This is a genomic window from Paenibacillus woosongensis, assembly GCF_009725165.1.
GTDB lineage: Bacteria > Bacillota > Bacilli > Paenibacillales > Paenibacillaceae > Fontibacillus > Fontibacillus woosongensis.
This window is the reverse complement of the sequence record NZ_WNZW01000009.1, coordinates 104,293-124,431: the sequence shown is the minus strand read 5'-3', so window position 1 is coordinate 124,431 and position 20,139 is coordinate 104,293. Positions and strand designations below refer to the sequence as shown.

Below are 20,139 nucleotides of genomic sequence, written 5' to 3'. Positions count from 1 at the left end.
CCTAATTGCAAGAAAGACTGTCCTCCAAACAATGCTTGGAGGACAGCCTTATTTACAATCGTTACACTCCAGCAGGAGTGACTTTCTCAATTACTTTGTCCACGATGCCATATTCCATTGCTTCGGCAGCGCTCATAAAGTAATCGCGGTCCGTATCCTTCTCAATCCGCTCCAGCGGCTGTCCAGTACGCTCCGCAAGAATATGATTCAGTTTATCGCGCATTTTCAGGATGCGGCGAGCCCGGATTTCGATGTCCGTCGCTTGTCCTTCCGCACCGCCTAGCGGCTGATGGATCATGATCTCGCTGTTAGGCAGCGCATAACGCTTGCCTTTGGTGCCTGCGTTCAGCAGGAATGCGCCCATGGAAGCAGCCAGTCCGACACAAATCGTCGATACGTCCGATTTGATAAATTGCATCGTATCATAAATCGCCATGCCTGCGGTAATTGAGCCGCCAGGGCTATTAATGTACAAATGAATATCTTTGCCTGGGTCTTCTGCATCCAGGAACAGCATTTGCGCGATGATGGAGTTGGCAACGACGTCATTCACTCCGCTACCAAGGAAGATAATACGGTCTTTCAGCAGTCTGGAATAAATGTCGTATGCGCGTTCTCCGCGGTTGCTTTGTTCAACGACCATTGGAATATAACTCACCGATAAAACCTCCTTAGATTGGTTCGAGCTCCTACTAGCGTCTCTTCGATAAAGGCCGGGCCAATCGCGAAGCGAGCAGTATAGCCTCCATTGTAATATAGATTCATGTATCGATTCAATCAATCTCATAATTGACGAAATCGAGAATTATTAACCTCATCATAAACAATTTTAAGCAGAAAGTCAAAGATGGTCAAACTATAAAAAAAGAAAAAGCACCACTTGGTCTGGTGCATCCATGATCCGTTCCGGTTCTGACAGTAACAAGAACGCTGCTTGCGTGTCGAAAAATAAAAAAAGCCTTATATAAGGCTTTGTGCGTTTGAAGGTTGAAATTTAGATGGCGCGCCCGCGAGGAATCGAACCTCGATCTCAGGCTCCGGAGGCCTACGTCATATCCATTGGACCACGGGCGCAAATTTAGCGTAACAAAAATGATTATATGGCATCGGGGGGCAAATTTCAAGTGGCAAATTTTATTATGCGCCAACACGTGTATGGACGGCATGTCCGTCTGCCCCCGAGAACCATACTGCGGGCTGAAAAACAACCTTGGGACAAACCGGCCGAAACGTGTTGGCGGCCTGTAATTTATTTTGAGCATTACTGCTTCAGCTCAAGCTCAGCAAGTGTCGTATCGACCGCTTCTTGGCCACGCAGCTCCGCCTCCGCGAGTGCTTCTTCCAGCGTCAGCTCATTTTGCAGGAGCCGATCCAGCACGGATTGCGCGGCAGATTGAAAAGCATCCAGCACATTGGCGTCGACCTGGGTATACGGGTCGATGTAATCGGGGTTGGCCTGAAGCGAATAAAGGGGAGAGAGATCACGCTCGCCTACCGGGTGGACATATTCAGTTACGGCCGGCAAGCCGTAATTGGGCTGTTTCTGAGCCAGCAGACGGCTGTTAAGAGCATCGCCAGCAATGAATTTGACGAGTTCAAGCGCTTCTTCCGGATGCTCTGAAATTGAAGAGACGCCAAAAAAGTCAAAGATCTCATAAAAGTTGGAGGTATCAGGATTCAACGGGTCTATAGGCGCGCTAACCACTCCCCAGTCAAGCATTGTACCGCCTTCAAAATGGGAAAAGGGCTCGAAGTTATAAGCGAGAACATTGGAGCTCACAGTCATTGCCGCATCCTCTGTCAAGAATGCCGGATGCTTCATTGAATCAAGCTCTTCTCCTAGGTCATAAACGACACCTGCACGGAAAGCCTGAACCGCGTCGGACCAGATCGATTTCCAGTGTTCGGTATTCATTGTCACTTTCATGGTATGGGGATCGAAATAAGACAAGTTCTCAGTCTCCCCGGCTTTAAGGATATAGTTCATCGTCACGTTCTTGTAATAATTCATTTGGATGCCGTACAAACGGTTGCCTTCTTTATCTTCCGCAGGAAATCGCTGCGCCAGAGCAAATACATCGCTCCAGCTCATTCCGTCGTACGGATAAGTGATGTTATATTCATCAAACAGCTTCTTGTTGAAATATAGCGCTTCGCTATGAAAAGTAGGAGCTAGCGCATAGTAGCGGCCGTCCTCGGAAGCTGAGCTAAGTAGTGCGGTAACGATTGGCGAGAGATCTCCTTCGTTCGTTGATGGATTTAATAGGGGCGGAGGGATCTGTCGAAGCTTACCTTGTTCTATTGCTGCTTTGTATTGATCCATTCCGTTTATATAGATTACATCAGCCTCTGTATCGAAGCTGCCAGCGTCCGTTCCGGGTTCATCCTGGATGACCTGGATTTCAATATGGGGGTGCGATTTCTGAAAAGCAAAGCCGAACATTTTATAGAACTGTTGTGCTGACGGATAGCTGACTTTGATCGTAACCGGTTTAACCTGCTGGGGCCTCTGGCATCCTGCAAGTGACGGAAAGACGATGATAAGAAGTAAGATCATGAGCAGTCCGCGTCTTATGGGCATATGTATGTTCCTCCTTGTAAGTGAAGAATAGGGCGGGATTGACCCGCCCTATTTATTACCAGCTATCCGACGCATAATCCTGGGCGTATTTGCCTCCAGAGAAATAAGTTCTTGATGCCGTATTTAAAGTGTAGGATCCATTGCTGGAGTATACGCCGTCTTTTGTAAACCAGGCGGCTTCGGTATTTCTGCTGGTCGTAGTAGCAGTGCCGGTTTCTTTCTGGGTTGAAGATTGATAAAAGGTTCCTTGAACATTTAGACTGGTCATTTTAGTATTCGAAGTAAGTGCATAAGACTTACCCCTAACCGTGTTGGCGTAATACTGGCTCGTACCGATGAAGGCATCCGTTGTTACATTTGGATCTGGCGTATCGATGTCCGCAGCAAATGTTGGGATAGCGATTGCCAAAAAAAGCGAAGTGGCTGCAGCAGCTAATGTTACCTTTTTCATTTAAACACGCTCCCTGCTTCATTTTATTATTATTGAAAGTCAACACGAATCCTGTAAAAAGGTAAGAACCAAACCCTCCTCTCTCGGCATAATGCTGAAGTGCGAGTCTGGATGCTTATATGTAAACGGAACAGGATTGCCCCGATTACATCAACCTAATTGCAGAGTGGATACAGTTATTGAATTTCTTTCTTCGCGATTTCAGCTAAAGCCTGTTCTGCGCTTGCATTACCGGAGATGGCCTGTTCTATCGCTTCATTTAGAAGCTCATAAATGGTGCTTGGAACCGGGCTTGTACGATATGCAGGTCTAAGCTTGTAGAAGGCCTCTATATCTGACGTGCTCTGCCCCATGGAAGTGTAAGCATTGAGTGAAGAAAAGCCATAAACGGAACGATACGACCACTTGGCAGTTTGATCTGACATAAAGAAACGGATTAATTCCCAGGCTGCATCGCTTTCGGTCGAACTGGCAGGGATCGCCCACATGCCGTCTAACACATAGTGGTGGCTTAAATCCGGCTCCGCTGGATGGGTTGGCATGGTTACCAGCTTCCATTCCAGATCCGAGCCTTGCTGCTCCAGCTGAATCAATTCTTCGTAAGTGATAATGCCCAGGGCATATTCGCCTGTTAAAAATAAATTGTCATTTAAATCATGAAGGGCAATGTTGCCTGTTCTTAGCGGCTCAAGGGTAAGCTCCAGCAAATCTGCCCATGAGGAGCTGTCCAAAGTGATTTGCTTCGTATCCTCATTGTAGGCTTGGAGGTTCTCGGTTTGCCCTATGTTAATTAAAAAGTGGGCGTTCGACGGGTAAGAATGCGTCAGCCCTTTGGGGAATTGATGGGCTAAATCAATAATTTCTTCCCACGTCATTTGATCCTTGGGATATGGAACGCCATATTGGTCAAATAAACGAGAGTTGTATACAAGTGCCCGGCTATAGAAGGTTGGAGCCAGCCCGTACAGCTTGCCATCTCCATATTGCTTCATGAGCTCTACGGCGCTCGGTACGAAAGCATCCAGAGAGAAGGAGGTTTTTTGTATGTATGGATCAAGCTCCTGGAGCAGTCCGTTATTTGCCAAAGATTGCAGATAAGCCGGCGGAAGGTAGATTAGGTCCACAGCGTTCTCAGCAGTCCATTCTTGTACGGATATCCTCTCCGTTATTAAGTCGCTTGTCGGTATTACATTGTAATTTAGTTTCGGATATTCAATCGACAGCAAGGATGAATATCTATTCTCAAACTGTTTCTCTGAGAAGTAGCCGATGTTTAGGGTGAGTTCGCTGTCGTTCAATTCGGAAGGGGAGGGCTGACCCGTACATCCGGTTATAAAAAACAGGCAAATGATAAGAATATATGTTGTCCGAACACGCAATGATTACACCACATTTCCCAAAAATGTAATTAGATGCCAATTTGAGTATACCCCCGTCTCTACTATTTGTAAATCATCAAACTAGATTGTCTAGCATGTTGCTGCCGGAATGGCGGGAAAAGTCATAAAAACGCCGTTTTTCATGTCTTGGCGAATTTCATCGAAGATTATTGAATAAGCCTTCAGAAGATAGAGAAATATAGGGACATCACACTTGCAACAGGGACCAAAATTGGTTAAAATATCAGTGGGACTTAAAACGTTAACCCGGGACATTTTAAGGCCAAGGGAGATGGAGAGGAAGACGAAGCTTGCAGGAGTGGAAAGCATGCGAAATATTTTAGAAATGCAGAAGCAGCTTCTTCCAGATCTCATGGAAATTCTCAAGAAAAGGCATACCATACTTCACCAGATCATGTTATCGGATGTGATTGGTCGCAGAACCTTGGCGCTTTCGCTAAACATGACGGAACGTGTACTGCGTGCCGAAACAGATCTCCTGAAGGCTCAAGGCCTGATTGAAATCGAGAATATAGGCATGAGGATTAGCGATTCGGGCAGGAAACTGCTAGAAGATATGGAGCCGATCGTAAAGGAAATATTCGGCCTCGCTAATTTGGAGGAGAAGATTCGCAAAGCCTTTGGATTGCGCAAGGTTGTGGTCATTCCTGGAGACTGGGAGACCTCTCCGCTGACGAAGCGGGAGCTCGGTCTGGCAGGTGCCAAAGCGCTGCTAGGGGCCATGCGCGGCGGAGACGTCGTAGCGGTCACAGGCGGTACAACGATGGCCGAGGTAGCGGAGCAGCTGAATCCGCCGGCGAATGCAGCGTTCAAGCAGAACTGGTTCGTTCCGGCGCGAGGTGGGCTCGGCGAGAGCCTGGAAATCCAGGCGAATACGATTGCTTCCGGCATGGCTAAGCGGGTTGGAGCAGGTTACCGGCTGCTGCATGTGCCCGATTTGCTCGGCAAGGAGGCGTATCAGTCACTGGTGCACGACCCGAATATTCAGGATATCGTAAGCACGATTCGCCAGGCGCGGATTGTGGTGCACGGCATCGGGGATGCTACGGAGATGGCCCGCCGCCGCAAGCTCGATACAGCAATGATCGAGGACTTGCAGAAGGATGGCGCGGTTGCAGAATCATTTGGATACTATTTCGATAAAGAAGGCGTAGTTGTTCACAAAATGCTGACCCTGGGACTCCGTCTGGAAGACATCAGGAAGACGGACACGGTGATTGGAATCGCGGGCGGCAAAAGCAAGGCCAAAGCTATACACGCGGTGCTGCAGTTCGGACATGAAGACATTCTTGTCACGGACGAAGCCGCGGCAATGGACATCGTGAGCGAACTGGAGCAAAAAGAAAAACAGCAGAACAGCGTTATTTGATCGTTTAACCTTATTTACTCATGACTGCCTTATCAGGCCAGTCTTGAATAATAAAAAACAAACACACTGGGAGGAACTATCAATGAGTGTAAAAGTAGGTATTAACGGTTTTGGACGTATTGGACGTCTTGCTTTCCGTCGTATTCAAAACGTAGAAGGCATCGAAGTAGTAGCGATTAATGACTTGACCGACGCTAAAATGTTGGCTCATCTGTTGAAATATGATACAACTCAAGGCAGATTCGAAGGCGATGTAGAAGTTCACGACGGCTTCTTCAAAGTGAACGGCAAAGAAGTTAAAGTTCTGGCTAACCGCAACCCTGAAGAGCTTCCTTGGGGCGAGCTTGGCGTGGACATCGTTCTGGAGTGCACTGGCTTCTTCACAACGAAAGAAAAAGCTGAGCTTCACTTGAAAGGCGGCGCGAAGAAAGTTGTTATCTCCGCTCCAGCTACAGGCGACATGAAAACTGTTGTTTACAACGTTAACCATGAAATCCTTGACGGCTCCGAGACGGTTATTTCCGGCGCTTCCTGTACGACGAACTGCTTGGCTCCAATGGCTAAGGTTCTGAATGACAAGTTCGGTATCGTTGAAGGCTTGATGACGACAATCCACGCTTACACAGGCGACCAAAACACACTTGATGCTCCTCATGCGAAAGGCGACTTCCGTCGTGCTCGCGCAGCTGCTGAGAACATCATTCCTAACACGACTGGTGCGGCTAAAGCTATCGGTCTGGTTATCCCTGAACTGCAAGGCAAACTTGACGGCGCAGCACAACGCGTGCCTGTAGCTACAGGTTCCCTGACTGAGCTTGTAACTGTTCTTGAGAAGAGCGTAACAGCTGCAGAGATCAACGAAGCAATGAAAGCTGCTTCTGATCCAGAAACTTATGGCTACACTGAAGATGAAATCGTATCTTCCGACATCCAAGGAATCACTTTCGGTTCCCTGTTCGATGCTACGCAAACTAAAGTTCTTACCGTTGGCGACAAGCAGCTGGTTAAAACTGTAGCTTGGTATGACAACGAAATGTCCTACACAGCACAACTTGTTCGTACGCTGGAGTACTTCGCTAAAAAAGCTCAGTAATCCCGTTATATAACAGCTTATATACCAAAGAGGAGCGACCTGGCTGCAGGACTCCTCTTTGGTTCATGAAGTTATAGAATCGACATTCACACACACAAATTATAGAGATACAAGCACCGCTTAGGAGAGAAATCATTCAAGAGAACCCGTGGCGTATAGTGGCCTAGAAGCCATAGCCGCATACCTTAGGAGGAACGTGGAGATGAACAAGAAAAGTGTACGTGATGTGGAAGTAACTGGCAAACGCGTGTTTGTCCGCGTCGATTTTAACGTCCCAGTTCAGGATGGTAAAATTTCTGATGATACTCGTATTCGTGAGACGCTGCCTACCATTAACTATTTGGTGGAGAAAGGCGCGAAAGTAATCCTTGCCAGCCATATGGGACGCCCGAAAGGCCAAGTGGTTGAATCGCTGCGCCTGAACCTGGCTGCGGAACGCCTGTCCGAATTGCTCGGCAAAAAAGTAGCGAAAGCTGACGAAGCTGTCGGCGAAGCAGTTAAAGCACAAGTAGCTGCCCTGAACAATGGCGATGTACTTGTACTGGAGAATGTGCGCTTCTATCCAGGCGAAGAGAAAAACGATCCTGAGCTTGCAAAGCAATTCGCCGAGCTGGCTGATCTATTCGTCAATGACGCGTTTGGCGCGGCTCACCGTGCCCATGCTTCGACGGAAGGCATCGCTCATCATCTGCCAGCCGTATCCGGCCTGCTGATGGAGAAAGAGCTTGCTGTTCTTGGCAAAGCATTGTCCAATCCGGATCGTCCTTTCACAGCGATTATTGGCGGTTCTAAGGTTAAGGACAAAATCGATGTGATCGACAACCTGCTTAACATTGCCGACAACGTATTGATCGGCGGAGGACTGACTTATACCTTCTTCAAAGCGCAAGGTTATGAAATCGGTAAATCCCTGCTGGATGAGAGCAAGCTGGATGTTTCCCTCGAATTCATCGAGAAAGCCAAAAAGCTGGGTAAAAACTTCGAGCTTCCGGTAGACATCGTTGTTGCGGATGACTTCAGCGCGGATGCCAACCATAAAGTCGTCGATATCGACAGCATTCCTGCAGATTGGGAAGGCGTGGACATCGGGCCGAAGACGCGCGCCAAATATGCGGAAATTATCAAAAACTCCAAGCTGGTTGTATGGAACGGACCGATGGGCGTATTTGAAATTGATATTTTCGCAAACGGTACTCGTGAGGTAGCAGAAGCTTGCGCTTCGACGGAAGGCTACACGATTATCGGCGGTGGCGACTCGGCAGCGGCAACTGAGAAATTCAACCTGGCGGATAAAATGGACCACATCTCCACGGGCGGCGGCGCTTCCTTGGAATTCATGGAAGGCAAGGCGCTTCCAGGCGTTGTGGCTCTGAACGACAAGTAACACTATCAGTGAAAGATAAGGAGTGAACCGCATGAGAACACCGATCATTGCAGGGAACTGGAAGATGTTCAAAACCGTTCCTGAAGCAAAAGCTTTCTTCGAAGCGGTGAAAGGCAAAGCGGAGGTAGACGGCGTTGAGAGCGTAATTTGCGCTCCTTTTACGAATCTGCCAGCTTTGGTCGAAGCGGCTAAAGGAACGAAAATCAAAATTGGTGCTCAAAACCTGCATTTCGAAGATGAAGGTGCATTTACCGGTGAAATCAGCGGTGGAATGCTGAAGGATCTGGGCGTCGATTATGTCATTATCGGGCATTCCGAACGCCGGGCTTACTTCGGGGAGACGGATGAAATCGTGAATAAGAAAGTTCATGCTGCATTCAAGCATGGCTTGACTCCGATTCCTTGCGTCGGCGAGAAGCTGGAAGAGCGCGAGGCTGGCCAAACGAAGGAAGTCGTTAAGGTGCAGACCGAAGCGGCGCTGGGAGGATTGTCCGCAGAGCAGGCCGCACAAGTGGTTATCGCTTACGAGCCAATCTGGGCGATCGGAACGGGCAAATCTTCTACGGCTCAGGCTGCGAATGAAGTGATTTCCTACATCCGCAGCCTTATTAAAGATTTGTACAATGAAGAGGTTGCCGGCAAAATCCGTATTCAATACGGCGGCAGCGTAAAACCTGAGAATGTGAAGGAATATATGGGCGAAAGCGACATCGACGGCGCGCTTGTCGGCGGTGCCAGCCTGCAGCCTGCTTCGTATATTCAACTGGTCGAGGGGGCGCAATAAATGGCAGCTCCAAGACCTGTAGCACTCATCATCATGGATGGCTTCGGCCTGCGGAATACGACGGAAGGCAACGCGGTTGCCCAGGCTTATAAGCCGAACTACGACCGCTACCTGAAGGAATATCCGAATACGACACTGACCGCTTGCGGCGAGGCTGTAGGTCTCCCGGAAGGACAGATGGGGAACTCCGAGGTAGGTCACTTGAACATCGGTGCCGGACGCATCGTGTACCAAGACTTGACCCGGATTTCCAAGTCGATCCGTGAAGGCGAATTTTTCGAGAACGAGACTTTGGTAGATGCCGTGCGCAGCGCCAAGGCTAACGGGAAGAAGCTGCATCTGTATGGACTTCTCTCTGACGGCGGCGTACACAGCCACATTGACCATATGTTCGCGATGCTCGACCTTGCGAAGAAGGAAGAGATGAACGAGGTCTATATCCACGCATTCCTGGATGGCCGCGACGTGGCTCCGGACAGTGCGAAGGGCTTCATCGAGCGTCTCATTGCAAAAATCGAGGAAGTCGGAGTAGGCAAAATCGCCACGGTGCAAGGACGCTACTATGCAATGGACCGCGACAAACGCTGGGATCGCGTAGAGAAGTCCTACCGCGCCATGGTATATGGCGAAGGGCCGAAATATACCGATCCGATCACAGCCGTGACGGAATCCTACGAGAAATCGGTCTTCGACGAATTCGTTATGCCGACCGTCATCGTAGACGGACATGACCAGCCGATCGCGCTTGTCGAGTCCGGCGATTCGGTCGTGTTCCTGAACTTCCGTCCTGACCGGGCGATTCAATTGTCGAACGTATTTACGAACAAGGACTTCCAAGGCTTTGACCGGGGACCGAAGTTCCCGCAAGGTCTGCATTTCGTCTGCCTGACGCTGTTCGCGGAGACGGTAGAGGGCTATGTAGCCTATAAGCCGAAGGATCTGGACAACACGTTTGGCGAGGTTCTTGTACAGCATGGGAAAACTCAGCTTCGCATCGCTGAAACGGAAAAATATCCGCACGTCACATTCTTCTTCAGCGGCGGACGTGATGTTCAGCTGCCAGGCGAAACGCGCGTGCTGATCAACTCGCCGAAGGTCGCCACGTACGACCTGAAGCCTGAAATGAGCGCTTATGAAGTGGCAGAAGCTGCCGTGAAGGAGATCGAGTCTGATAAGCATGACGCGATTATTCTGAACTTCGCGAATCCGGATATGGTAGGCCATTCCGGTATGCTGGAGCCAACGAAGAAAGCGGTGGAAGTAACTGACGAATGCGTAGGCAAAGTGGTGGATGCCGTTAAGGCAAAAGGTGGCGTCGTCATCATTATCGCCGACCACGGGAATGCCGACATGGTATTTGATGAGAACGGCCGTCCGTTCACTGCGCACACGACGAACCCGGTTCCTTTCATCGTAACTGATGAGAATGTTATACTACGTGATAGCGGCATCCTGGCGGATGTGGCGCCAACGCTTCTGGATTTGATGGGTCTGCCTAAACCGGAAGAAATGACAGGCACCTCGATGATCGCCAGCCGTAAAGCATAAAAAATACACATATCAAAGGAGACTATACAATGACTATTATTTCTGACGTATACGCTCGCGAAGTCCTAGACTCCCGCGGTAATCCGACGGTAGAAGTTGAAGTATATCTGGAGTCCGGCGCAATCGGCCGCGCTATCGTTCCTTCCGGCGCTTCCACGGGCGCTCACGAAGCAGTTGAGCTGCGTGACGAGGACAAATCCCGTTACCTGGGTAAAGGGGTATTGAAAGCTGTTGAGAACGTAAACGAAATTATCGCTCCTGAAGTGATCGGCATGGACGCTTTGGATCAACTTGGCATCGACAAGCTGATGATCACTTTGGATGGAACGCCTAACAAAGGCAAGCTCGGCGCGAACGCGATCCTGGCTGTGTCCATGGCTGTAGCCCGCGCAGCAGCTGACGCTCTGGATCTTCCGCTGTACGTATACCTTGGCGGATTCAACGCGAAGCAGCTTCCTGTTCCAATGATGAACATCGTGAACGGCGGCGCGCATGCGGACAACAACGTTGACGTACAAGAGTTCATGGTTCTGCCTGTAGGCGCACCTACTTTCAAAGAAGCACTTCGCGTAGGCGCTGAAATTTTCCATAACCTGAAATCCGTACTTAAAGCAAAAGGCCTGAACACGGCTGTAGGCGACGAGGGCGGCTTTGCTCCTAACTTCTCCTCTAATGAGGACGCTCTGTCTTCCATCATTGAGGCGATCGAGAAAGCAGGCTACAAACCAGGCGAAGACGTTGTGCTTGGTATGGACGTTGCTTCTACTGAATTCTTCAAAGACGGCAAATACCATCTTGAAGGTGAAGGCAAATCCTACACTCCAGCTGAATTCGTTGATTTGCTGGCTTCTTGGGTGGACAAATACCCAATCGTTACGATCGAAGACGGCTGCTCTGAGGACGACTGGGAAGGCTGGAAATTGCTCACTGAGAAATTGGGCGATAAAATCCAGCTGGTGGGCGACGACCTGTTCGTAACAAACACAGAGCGTCTGGAAAAAGGAATCAAAGACGGTATCGGTAACTCCATCCTGATCAAAGTGAACCAAATCGGTACGTTGACAGAAACCTTCGACGCGATCGAAATGGCAAAACGCGCAGGCTACACAGCAGTTATCTCCCACCGTTCCGGTGAGTCCGAAGACAGCACGATCGCTGACATCGCTGTAGCGACAAACGCTGGCCAAATCAAAACGGGTGCTCCTTCCCGTACAGACCGTGTTGCGAAGTACAACCAATTGCTTCGCATCGAAGACCAATTGGGCGAGCTGGCTCAATACAACGGCTTGAAATCTTTCTACAACCTGAAACAATAGTCTGAAGCAGAACTTCAGCATCTATTGACAATTACTCCCGCATTCAGAGAATGCGGGAGTTTTTATATTAAGCTAACGGTAAAAATGCAATTGATCTGAGAAATTGTATAACCCTAATAAAAAAACGACGGTGCTGTCCTAGAAGTCATTAAAGATGACTGAGGGGCGCCTCTTTTTTTTGGCTCATCTTATACAGGCTATCGAACTCTAAATCTCACGCTGTGGCCAATGTTAAGTAAGCTGCCGAACACAAGCTCGAACACTAAATGGAATTCATGTATCTAATTATGCTCTAAACGAATGTTTTAGGGGAGTAGATGGATTTCATGTACCTAAAATCAAGAATCCCGCCCATGATGGGCAAATTCCCTTCTTCTAACGACATAAAATCCATTTAAATCTACCTTCTTTTCTTTGCCGCAGAAATTAACTACTATAATTCCATTTAGAACTAGAAACAACGATTCATGATGAGCGTAAAAGCGAGTGGACAGCGTGTAATGTGATAGTTCTCGATGAGCCTACAAATGATTTAGGTTAGTCCCAGAAGATTCAGAAAACAAGAGCATACTTTTTTTTGGCTTATTTCTGAGCTTTAGAAGGAGGATGAATCTATGAATAAAAATGAAGAGTACAGAGAGTTTACTGTTAAGTATGATCACCATCAAGTCGTTGCATATACGGATCCAACATATGTCTTAAGAATAGGAACGAAGAATGACAAAATTTATATTGAAATGGATAGTACTTCTACGTGCGAATTAAGAATGGAGCTTTATCCTGAGCTTCTTGCAAAAATAATTCAGCACCTCCAACCGTTGGATTTAGAGCAATGAATGTAAGAATGGAAAACGTAGGCGTACATTGCTTATCTAGGTTGTCATTCCATGGATGCTATGGTACAATAATAATGCTGTTTTTCTGTTTATGACATGATATCATTATCATAATCGTTGAAGTAATTTGGATGTTCTCACTTAGGAGGTGGATTCAATGGAATTGTTTTTGAAAATATTGCTTATTATTTTTTCCATCGGTGTAATCACGGCAGTCCTTCTGCAGGAAGGTAAAAGCGCGGGTCTGACCGGCGCCATCTCCGGAGGAGCGGAACATCTGTTTGGCAAAGCGAAAGCGCGCGGCATGGAGCTTGTTCTGGAGCGGGCTACTGTTGTACTTGCTGCTGGATTCTTCATTCTGGCCATTGCCGTTGCCGTTGTTATTAAATAGGATACCGTATATAAGAGAGCCCTCGTTCCTTTCGAACGGGGGTTTTTTGCATTGGTTTTCAGGAGAAATCAAATTTGGGGGAAAAATGCAGCTCGGCGATTTAAGGAGAAACGGATGCGGACGGTTAATTTCGTGTATACTAGGGTATATACATGAAGGGTAATTCGTGGAAATTGGTTCCCAACATATAAAATACATAACCGGTTAAGGACAAGCCGAGCCGGGCCGAGGTGAGTTTATGGTAACAGAATCAGAGCTGCTTGATTTTATGCGGGAGACCGCTTATAAACCGATGACCTATCAGGAGCTTGAAGAGCATTTCCATATTGCGGACGCGAAGGAATTCAGGGAGTTCCTGAAGCTGCTGAACCGTTTGGAGCAGGAAGGGAAAATCATACTGACGCGAACTCACCGTTACGGCATGCCGGAGCGGATGGATTTAGTGCGGGGACGGCTGCAGGCGCATGCCAAAGGCTTTGCTTTTCTCATTCCAGAGGATCGCGAGCACCCTGACGTATATATTCATGCCAATGATCTCAAAAGCGCGATGAACGGCGATACCGTCCTCGTGCGCGTCAATTCGAAAAGCATAGCCGGCGGCAAGCTGGAGGGCGAGGTCGTACGGGTCGTTACCCGGGCCGTGACCCAGGTTGTCGGCGTATTTCAGAACGAAGAGGCTTATGGCTTCGTCATCCCGGATGACAAGCGGATTAATCGCGATATTTTCATTCCGAAAGAGGGCTTTAACGGTGCGGCCAACGGCCAAAAGGTCGTCGTGCGGATCGTGCAGTACCCGGAAGGGAGAGCCGCAGCCGAAGGCGAGATTATCGAAATTCTCGGGCATAAGGATGACCCGGGTGTCGATATTCTGTCGATCATTCGTAAGCATCAATTGCCGGAGGCTTTTCCAGATGATGTGATGGAAGAGGCAATGAGCGTCCCCGATGAGATCGACCCGGCGGAAATTGCCAAGCAAGGGCGGCGCGATTTGCGGGATAAGGTCATCGTGACGATCGATGGTGAGGATGCGAAGGATTTGGACGATGCGGTGAACGCAGAGCGTCTGCTGAACGGCCATATCAAGCTAGGCGTGCATATTGCCGATGTCGGCTATTATGTGCGCGAGAAGTCGAAGCTCGATCAGGAGGCGTATAACCGCGGGTGCAGCGTGTACCTTGTGGATCGTGTAATTCCGATGCTGCCGCATCGGCTGTCGAACGGCATATGCTCCCTGAATCCGAAGGTAGATCGGTTCACACTGTCGTGCGAGATGGAATTCAACGAGCAGATGAAGGTCGTGAAGCATGATATTTTTACGAGTGTGATTCGCACGAAAGAACGGATGACCTACACGAATGTGCGCAAGATCGTGGAGGACGAGGATCCGGAGGTAACAGCGCGCTACAGCGAATTGGCCGATATGTTCCGCCTGATGAAGGAGCTGGCGCTCAAGCTGCGGAGCAAGCGGATGCGCCGCGGGGCGGTGGACTTCGACTTCGAGGAATCGAAGGTGATCGTGGATGAGAACGGCAAGCCGACGGATATTGTCAAGAGAGAGCGCTCAATCGCGGAGCAAATCATCGAGGAGTTCATGCTGGCGGCCAACGAGACAGTGGCGGAGCATTTCCATTGGCTGAAGGTGCCGTTCATTTACCGGATCCACGAAGACCCGGATCAGGAGAAGCTGCTCAATTTCATGATGTTCGTCGCTAATTTCGGGTATTCGGTCAAGGGCGGCAAAGGCGACCGTGTTCATCCGCGCGCGCTGCAATCGCTGCTGGAGGATATCCAAGGGACGAAGGAGCAGACGGTCATTAGCACGATGATGCTGCGTTCAATGAAGCAGGCGAAATACGATGCGGAGAGTACGGGGCATTTTGGACTGGCTGCCGAGTTCTACACGCATTTCACCTCGCCGATCCGGCGTTATCCGGATTTGGTCATTCACCGGGTCATTCGCGAGGTTATCGAGAGCGGCGGGGCTCTGCCGGCGGCACGGGAAGAATATTTGGCCAGCCGGATGCAGGAGATTTCCCAGCAATCGTCTGAGCGCGAGCGGGTAGCCGTGGAGGCCGAGCGGGATACGGAGCAGCTGAAGAAGGCGGAATTCATGCTGGATAAGGTCGGGGAGGAGTTCCCGGGCATTATCAGCAGCGTGACGAGCTTCGGGATGTTCATCGAGCTGGAGAATACGGTGGAAGGCTTGATCCGTCTCAGTGCGATGACGGACGATTATTACCACTTCCATGAGCAGCATATGGCGCTGATTGGCGAGCGCACGTCGAAAATTTACCGCATTGGCGACGAGGTCGAAATTCGCGTGGCCCGGGTCAATATGGACGACCATACGATCGATTTTGAGATGGTCGACATGAAGCCGCGGCGCCGGGGAGAAGGCTTTGAAGACGGCTTCGGCGGACGCCCGGGCGGCAAAGGCAGCGGCAAGCCGTGGCAGTCGGCTGGCGGCAAAGGCGGCAAGAACGGCGGCAAAGCCGGGAAGAAGGCCGGAGCGGGCAAGGCGTTCGGCAAAGCCGGCAAAGGCAGCGGCAAGGGCAAGGCAGCGGCCGGGGGCAAGCGCGGCGGAAAGCGCGGTGCTGGAGCTGGAGCGGCCGGGGATGCCGGGCCAGCAGCGGTGAGCTTTGGCTTCGGCTCCGGCAAAGGCGGCTATGGCGCCGGGCCGGCGGCCACGAGCCGCAAAGCGGGCGGCAGCAGCGGTGCGGGCAAGGGCTCGCGGCGGAAGAAGACGTCCGCGAGCGGGATTTTCATCGGCGGCGGCAGCAGTGGTGCGCCGGGCGCCGATGGGAAGCCGCCGCGCAAGAAGCGGTAGCTCTTGCGCGAGCGGCTCGCCCGCCCGCGGGCTATGCCCGGGCGGGCGGTTTGGGCCGCGTGCCCGAACGGCGCGGCCTGTGGCGGCGGCCCCCACGGTGGTGGGGGCCGCTTGTTTGTGAGCGCCCTCGAGCTGTGCTCGGGCGCTTGCGGTGTGGCCGCGCCTTGATTTTGCATCACGTAGTTGATACAATTAATTTCTGGTGTACTAGAGTCAGCGACCTGGCAAAAATGGCGGTGAGGAGGATGAACATGGGCAAGAAGAATGATGGTAAGGTATTGGCGCAGAACAAGAAGGCTTCCCATGATTACTTCATCGAGGATACCTTTGAGGCAGGGATGGTGCTGACCGGTACCGAAATCAAGTCGATCCGCAACGGCAGAGCGAACATCAGCGATGCATTTGCGACGATTCGCAATGGCGAGATTCACATTCACAATATGCATGTGAGCCCGTTCGAACAAGGGAATCGGCATAATCCGACTGATCCGACGCGAGCACGCAAGCTTCTGCTGCATAAGGCACAGATCAACAAGCTGCTCGGCCTGTCGAAGCAGGAAGGGTATTCGATCGTGCCGCTGAAGATATATATCCGCAACGGCTATGCCAAGCTGCTGATCGGCCTTGGTAAAGGGAAGAAGCAGTACGACAAGCGGGAAGCCGCAGCCAAGCGCGATGCACAGCGCGATATTCAGCGCATCCTTCGCGAGAAGCAGAAGGTAGCGCGGTAATTTACTACAATAAACAGCCAAAACCTCGGATCGCAGCGGCATCATGCTTGCTGCAATCCGAGGTTTTTTGATGCCTCCTAGAGGGAGGTTGGCGGCTTTTTATTTTCCTCTTCCAATTCGAATTTGGATTTGAATTTCGAGTCTTCGGCAGCCTCCTGCTGCGGATCGCTTGGATGGGAGCTGTGATCTGCTCCGTCTGCTTGGTTAGCCTCTTCAGCCGGATCTTCCTGCTGCTTATTCTTGCCTTTCCCGCGGAGCCTGTTGAACAGCCATACGAACGGCAGGAATAACACGAACCAGAATTTTTTGATCAGGACGGCAAGCAAGCCGAACAGTCCTGCTTTTTTGGCGACCGCCAGTCCCGCTCCGCCCAGAATGAGTCCGGTCAAACCCATCGAGGATTTTTTATCGACAGCAGGATCAAAATCCTCATAGGTTTTCCCTGGGTTAATTACGAGGTTCGGCAGGATGTCACGCTCCAGAGTCGCGCGGTCTGCGGCCAGGTGCTCAGGGTCGGAGGCCAGAATGACGGATAGATAACCCGTACGTGTCAATACGCGGACGTGATAGTTAATGATCTTCTCCCCTTTGTAATTATGAAGGAGCAAAGACCAGGTGAGGCTCCGCAAGGATTCGTTATATGTAGGTTCAATATCCCATCCGTCTACATAAAGACGGCTATGCTCTGCAACTTCTTTGTTGGTTTCTTCCGTGCCTGCTTTGAAGCTGTCCAGAAGCTTGTCAGCATCAATTTTGGTCTTTTCGTCATCCGAAATATGACCGGAGTCTACGTATTCAAAGTAAGCTATCCAGTAAGCATCTTCGTCTATAGGAAAAACAGCTCCGATCTCAAGATCAGAAGGGATCTGCCCATATTCTCGGATATAGGTCTTGATATCAGCGCCATTCAGAAATACGTAATCCTCATTAATCGTGACTTGTGCGATGTCTCCCACGGGAAGCGGTTGATTTGATCCTTGAATCCAGTTCAGGCTGGTTTTATCGACAGCTTCAGCGCTGGCAGATAAGGGTGCGGCAAAGATACTGATGACTAGAATCCAGACCATCATAAAATGTGTTGCATGACTTTTGAAAAAACAGTTGATTTTCATAACATCCTCCAATATTCGTTTGTCCAACCATTTATATCGGAGAATGTTGTTATATTTTGTAGATTAATGTTTAATATTACCTTGAAGGTGATCAATAGCGGCTAAGAAACTTGCATTTCGTTGTTCGGGTTGCTACAATTATGGTCTACCTGCCATTAAATCACCAGACATGAAACGTGGTGAAAGTGGTATAATGGTTATAGTCAAGTTGAGGCGAGATTCGCTGAAAGCTGGCTATATTAAGTGCAAACAGCACTTATGCTCGGATTGAACCGGCAATCGCAGCCGACCCATTCGAGTCGCCGTTTAAGGCGGGCGGATCGTGGTAGACCGCTTATCTTATTTCGGGGGCGTTTTTGGATTCGACGGGGGTAGATCGAGCATAGGTAGCGGGTAGTGGGGACGCGTCCGCTTTATCAACGCTAAAGCCAATTAAACGGCAAACAACAAACAAACTACGCTCTCGCAGCTTAATAACCTGCAGACGTGCTCTCGCTCTGTATCGCCCATGTACCGGGATGAGGGCTCAACCTTTAGTGGGATACGCTGTCTAGTCTCCGCCTGCGGCTAGCTGAAGAAGACAAACAGGCTGACCCGAAGGGAATCCGGTGACGGGGAGTCTCTAGGGTGACATCAAAACTGTCACTACACCCGTAGAAGCTTATGTGGCGTTGCCTTCGGACAGGGGTTCGACTCCCCTCGCCTCCATATGTACCATCAGAAAGACCACCGTTGAAGGTGGTCTTTTTTATTACACCTTTACCGAGCGTCTCTCCAATCAGCCCCGTAATGTCTTATCTTGGACTTTGCTTAGCGCTAAAATCTAACTTATAATAATAGGCTAATCCATACTGCGTTAGGAGGAGACAATGGAATTTATCAAAAATCAACTAGACGGATATGGCATGAGCGAACAAACCATTGGATATCTTTCGAATATGATCATGGTCGTTTTTATAGCTGTGGTCTGTATACTGGCTAATTTCATAGCCAAAAAAATTGTATTGAAGACGATTATTCATATCGTCCATAACAATAGGTATACGTGGGATAATATTATTTTGGAGAAAAAAGTGTTTCATAAGCTGTCGCATCTCGTGCCAGCCATCATCATCTATTATTCAGCGTCCACCTTTCTGTCCTACCAAGCTTTGATTGAAAAGGCCGCATTAACGTACATGATTATCGTAGCCATTGCGGTGTTTAATGCGCTGCTCAATGCTTTTGATGCGATTTATCGCTCGTATGAAATCTCTAAGATCAGGCCGATTAAGGGGTATATTCAGGTGGCGAAAATCGTTCTATTTATTGTTGGCGGCATTGTGGTGATCTCGAACCTCATCGGTCAGAATCCCTTGATTATTCTCAGTGGGCTTGGTGCTCTATCGGCTGTGCTGATGCTAATCTTCAAGGATTCGATTTTAGGCCTGGTGGCAGGTGTTCAATTATCATCGAATGATATGGTACGTGTCGGTGACTGGATTGAAATGCCTAAATATAATGCGGATGGCGATGTGATCGATATTACGTTAAATACGGTAAAGGTTAGGAATTTTGATAAGACGATCACAATGATTCCGAGCTATGCGCTTATCTCGGACTCGTTCAAGAATTGGAGAGGCATGCAAGTATCCGGTGGCCGAAGAATTAAGCGATGCATCTATATCGATACGAGCAGCATAAGCTTTTGTACCGAGGAAATGATTGAGGAATTCAAGAAGATTCACTTCCTTACCGAATATGTCACGACAAGATTAGATGAAATTAACACGTACAATCGGGAACATCAGATTAATACGGAGAGCAAAGTGAACGGCAGACAGCTTACGAATGTGGGTGTATTCAGAGAATACATCCATCAATATCTGCGGAATCATCCGAAAATTCACCAGGAAATGACGCTGATTGTGAGACAGTTAGCACCGGGGGATAACGGACTGCCATTGGAAATCTACGCTTTCAGCAATGACACCAACTGGGGAGTGTATGAATCGGTTCAGGCGGATATCTTTGACCACATTTTTGCGGTTGCGCCGACATTTGGGCTACGTGCCTTCCAAAATCCAACGGGCCACGATATCGCCAATCTCAAGGAAGGCACGCAATATTCACGAGGGTATTGAGATCGAATCGGAGGTAAGTTGAAGCGGTTTGCAGGGTGAAGGAGCACCCGTAGACACCTATGTGGTGTTGCCTTCGGACAGGGGTTCGACTCCCCTCGTCCCCATACTGAAAACCCGCTCTTCAAGCGGGTTTTTCTTATTAAATGATAAGTTTAAATGTAGAAACAACAAGAAATTGACGAGAAATTCGTTG

16 protein-coding genes, 1 tRNA gene and 1 other RNA gene are annotated in these 20,139 nt (G+C 49.4%); 12 read left to right on the top strand and 6 right to left on the bottom strand.

The window, feature by feature from the left end; all coding sequences use genetic code 11:
• Nucleotides 1–61 precede the first annotated feature (61 nt).
• The 5 genes from clpP to GNP95_RS19060 all read right to left on the bottom strand — a co-directional run bounded on the left by clpP (nucleotide 62) and on the right by GNP95_RS19060 (nucleotide 4,258).
• Entirely contained in the window at nucleotides 62–658 is a 597-nt protein-coding gene (gene clpP / locus GNP95_RS19080) for an ATP-dependent Clp endopeptidase proteolytic subunit ClpP (RefSeq protein WP_330163514.1), read from the bottom strand.
• A gap of 341 nt (nucleotides 659–999) precedes the next feature.
• Nucleotides 1,000–1,074: transfer RNA gene (locus tag GNP95_RS19075), tRNA-Arg, on the bottom strand.
• Between the two features lie 187 nt (nucleotides 1,075–1,261).
• Nucleotides 1,262–2,581 carry an ABC transporter substrate-binding protein gene (locus GNP95_RS19070; RefSeq protein ID WP_155612447.1) on the bottom strand — a complete coding sequence of 440 codons (1,320 nt, stop codon included), beginning with the start codon at nucleotides 2,579–2,581 and terminating at the stop codon, nucleotides 1,262–1,264.
• A 55-nt stretch (nucleotides 2,582–2,636) separates the two neighbouring features.
• Complete coding sequence (locus GNP95_RS19065) at nucleotides 2,637–3,032, bottom strand: hypothetical protein (RefSeq protein WP_155612446.1); 396 nt, start codon at nucleotides 3,030–3,032, stop codon at nucleotides 2,637–2,639.
• Between the two features lie 176 nt (nucleotides 3,033–3,208).
• Nucleotides 3,209–4,258 carry an extracellular solute-binding protein gene (locus GNP95_RS19060; protein ID WP_230873915.1) on the bottom strand — a complete coding sequence of 350 codons (1,050 nt, stop codon included), beginning with the start codon at nucleotides 4,256–4,258 and terminating at the stop codon, nucleotides 3,209–3,211.
• A gap of 481 nt (nucleotides 4,259–4,739) precedes the next feature.
• Here GNP95_RS19060 and GNP95_RS19055 point away from each other — a divergent pair, with 481 nt between their 5' ends.
• The 10 genes from GNP95_RS19055 to smpB all read left to right on the top strand — a co-directional run bounded on the left by GNP95_RS19055 (nucleotide 4,740) and on the right by smpB (nucleotide 16,711).
• Entirely contained in the window at nucleotides 4,740–5,801 is a 1,062-nt protein-coding gene (locus tag GNP95_RS19055; protein WP_155612444.1) for a sugar-binding transcriptional regulator, read from the top strand.
• Between the two features lie 82 nt (nucleotides 5,802–5,883).
• The gene (gap, locus tag GNP95_RS19050; RefSeq protein WP_155612443.1) at nucleotides 5,884–6,894 is read left to right on the top strand and encodes a type I glyceraldehyde-3-phosphate dehydrogenase; all 1,011 of its coding nucleotides are present in this window, start codon (nucleotides 5,884–5,886) and stop codon (nucleotides 6,892–6,894) included.
• A 202-nt stretch (nucleotides 6,895–7,096) separates the two neighbouring features.
• Entirely contained in the window at nucleotides 7,097–8,278 is a 1,182-nt protein-coding gene (locus tag GNP95_RS19045) for a phosphoglycerate kinase (protein WP_155612442.1), read from the top strand.
• Between the two features lie 31 nt (nucleotides 8,279–8,309).
• A complete protein-coding gene (tpiA, locus tag GNP95_RS19040; protein ID WP_155612441.1) occupies nucleotides 8,310–9,062 on the top strand; it encodes a triose-phosphate isomerase in 753 nt (250 codons plus the stop codon).
• The gene (gene gpmI / locus GNP95_RS19035) at nucleotides 9,063–10,610 is read left to right on the top strand and encodes a 2,3-bisphosphoglycerate-independent phosphoglycerate mutase (RefSeq protein ID WP_155612440.1); all 1,548 of its coding nucleotides are present in this window, start codon (nucleotides 9,063–9,065) and stop codon (nucleotides 10,608–10,610) included.
• Between the two features lie 29 nt (nucleotides 10,611–10,639).
• A complete protein-coding gene (gene eno / locus GNP95_RS19030; RefSeq protein WP_155612439.1) occupies nucleotides 10,640–11,926 on the top strand; it encodes a phosphopyruvate hydratase in 1,287 nt (428 codons plus the stop codon).
• A 614-nt stretch (nucleotides 11,927–12,540) separates the two neighbouring features.
• Nucleotides 12,541–12,762: a hypothetical protein gene (locus GNP95_RS19025; RefSeq protein WP_155612438.1), complete on the top strand. Its 222-nt coding sequence runs from the start codon at nucleotides 12,541–12,543 to the stop codon at nucleotides 12,760–12,762.
• A gap of 157 nt (nucleotides 12,763–12,919) precedes the next feature.
• On the top strand, nucleotides 12,920–13,153 hold the full coding sequence (gene secG, locus GNP95_RS19020) for a preprotein translocase subunit SecG (protein WP_155612437.1): 234 nt from the start codon (nucleotides 12,920–12,922) through the stop codon (nucleotides 13,151–13,153).
• A 238-nt stretch (nucleotides 13,154–13,391) separates the two neighbouring features.
• Nucleotides 13,392–15,980, top strand: coding sequence for a ribonuclease R (rnr, locus tag GNP95_RS19015; RefSeq protein ID WP_155612436.1), 2,589 nt, complete (start codon nucleotides 13,392–13,394; stop codon nucleotides 15,978–15,980).
• A gap of 251 nt (nucleotides 15,981–16,231) precedes the next feature.
• On the top strand, nucleotides 16,232–16,711 hold the full coding sequence (smpB, locus tag GNP95_RS19010) for an SsrA-binding protein SmpB (protein ID WP_155612435.1): 480 nt from the start codon (nucleotides 16,232–16,234) through the stop codon (nucleotides 16,709–16,711).
• 77 nt (nucleotides 16,712–16,788) lie between these two features.
• Here smpB and GNP95_RS19005 read toward each other — a convergent pair whose 3' ends face one another.
• Nucleotides 16,789–17,823 carry a DUF2167 domain-containing protein gene (locus GNP95_RS19005; RefSeq protein WP_155612434.1) on the bottom strand — a complete coding sequence of 345 codons (1,035 nt, stop codon included), beginning with the start codon at nucleotides 17,821–17,823 and terminating at the stop codon, nucleotides 16,789–16,791.
• 346 nt (nucleotides 17,824–18,169) lie between these two features.
• Here GNP95_RS19005 and ssrA point away from each other — a divergent pair.
• Nucleotides 18,170–18,534: a transfer-messenger RNA gene (ssrA, locus tag GNP95_RS19000) on the top strand.
• Nucleotides 18,535–18,692: 158 nt separating this feature from the next.
• Nucleotides 18,693–19,946 (top strand): mechanosensitive ion channel family protein, encoded by a 1,254-nt coding sequence (locus GNP95_RS18995; RefSeq protein WP_155612433.1) that lies wholly within the window; start codon nucleotides 18,693–18,695, stop codon nucleotides 19,944–19,946.
• The last annotated feature ends 193 nt before the right edge of the window (nucleotides 19,947–20,139 follow it).

Excerpts from the sequence above, each read along its gene's own strand:
- GNP95_RS19070 (WP_155612447.1), bottom strand. The coding sequence starts at position 2,581 with ATGCCCATAAGACGCGGACTGCTCATGATCTTACTTCTTATCATCGTC.
- GNP95_RS19065 (WP_155612446.1), bottom strand. The coding sequence starts at position 3,032 with ATGAAAAAGGTAACATTAGCTGCTGCAGCCACTTCGCTTTTTTTGGCA.
- GNP95_RS19055 (WP_155612444.1), top strand. The coding sequence starts at position 4,740 with ATGCGAAATATTTTAGAAATGCAGAAGCAGCTTCTTCCAGATCTCATG.
- gap (WP_155612443.1), top strand. The coding sequence starts at position 5,884 with ATGAGTGTAAAAGTAGGTATTAACGGTTTTGGACGTATTGGACGTCTT.
- GNP95_RS19045 (WP_155612442.1), top strand. The coding sequence starts at position 7,097 with ATGAACAAGAAAAGTGTACGTGATGTGGAAGTAACTGGCAAACGCGTG.
- tpiA (WP_155612441.1), top strand. The coding sequence starts at position 8,310 with ATGAGAACACCGATCATTGCAGGGAACTGGAAGATGTTCAAAACCGTT.
- gpmI (WP_155612440.1), top strand. The coding sequence starts at position 9,063 with ATGGCAGCTCCAAGACCTGTAGCACTCATCATCATGGATGGCTTCGGC.
- eno (WP_155612439.1), top strand. The coding sequence starts at position 10,640 with ATGACTATTATTTCTGACGTATACGCTCGCGAAGTCCTAGACTCCCGC.
- GNP95_RS19025 (WP_155612438.1), top strand. The coding sequence starts at position 12,541 with ATGAATAAAAATGAAGAGTACAGAGAGTTTACTGTTAAGTATGATCAC.
- secG (WP_155612437.1), top strand. The coding sequence starts at position 12,920 with ATGGAATTGTTTTTGAAAATATTGCTTATTATTTTTTCCATCGGTGTA.
- rnr (WP_155612436.1), top strand. The coding sequence starts at position 13,392 with ATGGTAACAGAATCAGAGCTGCTTGATTTTATGCGGGAGACCGCTTAT.
- smpB (WP_155612435.1), top strand. The coding sequence starts at position 16,232 with ATGGGCAAGAAGAATGATGGTAAGGTATTGGCGCAGAACAAGAAGGCT.
- GNP95_RS19005 (WP_155612434.1), bottom strand. The coding sequence starts at position 17,823 with ATGAAAATCAACTGTTTTTTCAAAAGTCATGCAACACATTTTATGATG.
- GNP95_RS18995 (WP_155612433.1), top strand. The coding sequence starts at position 18,693 with ATGGAATTTATCAAAAATCAACTAGACGGATATGGCATGAGCGAACAA.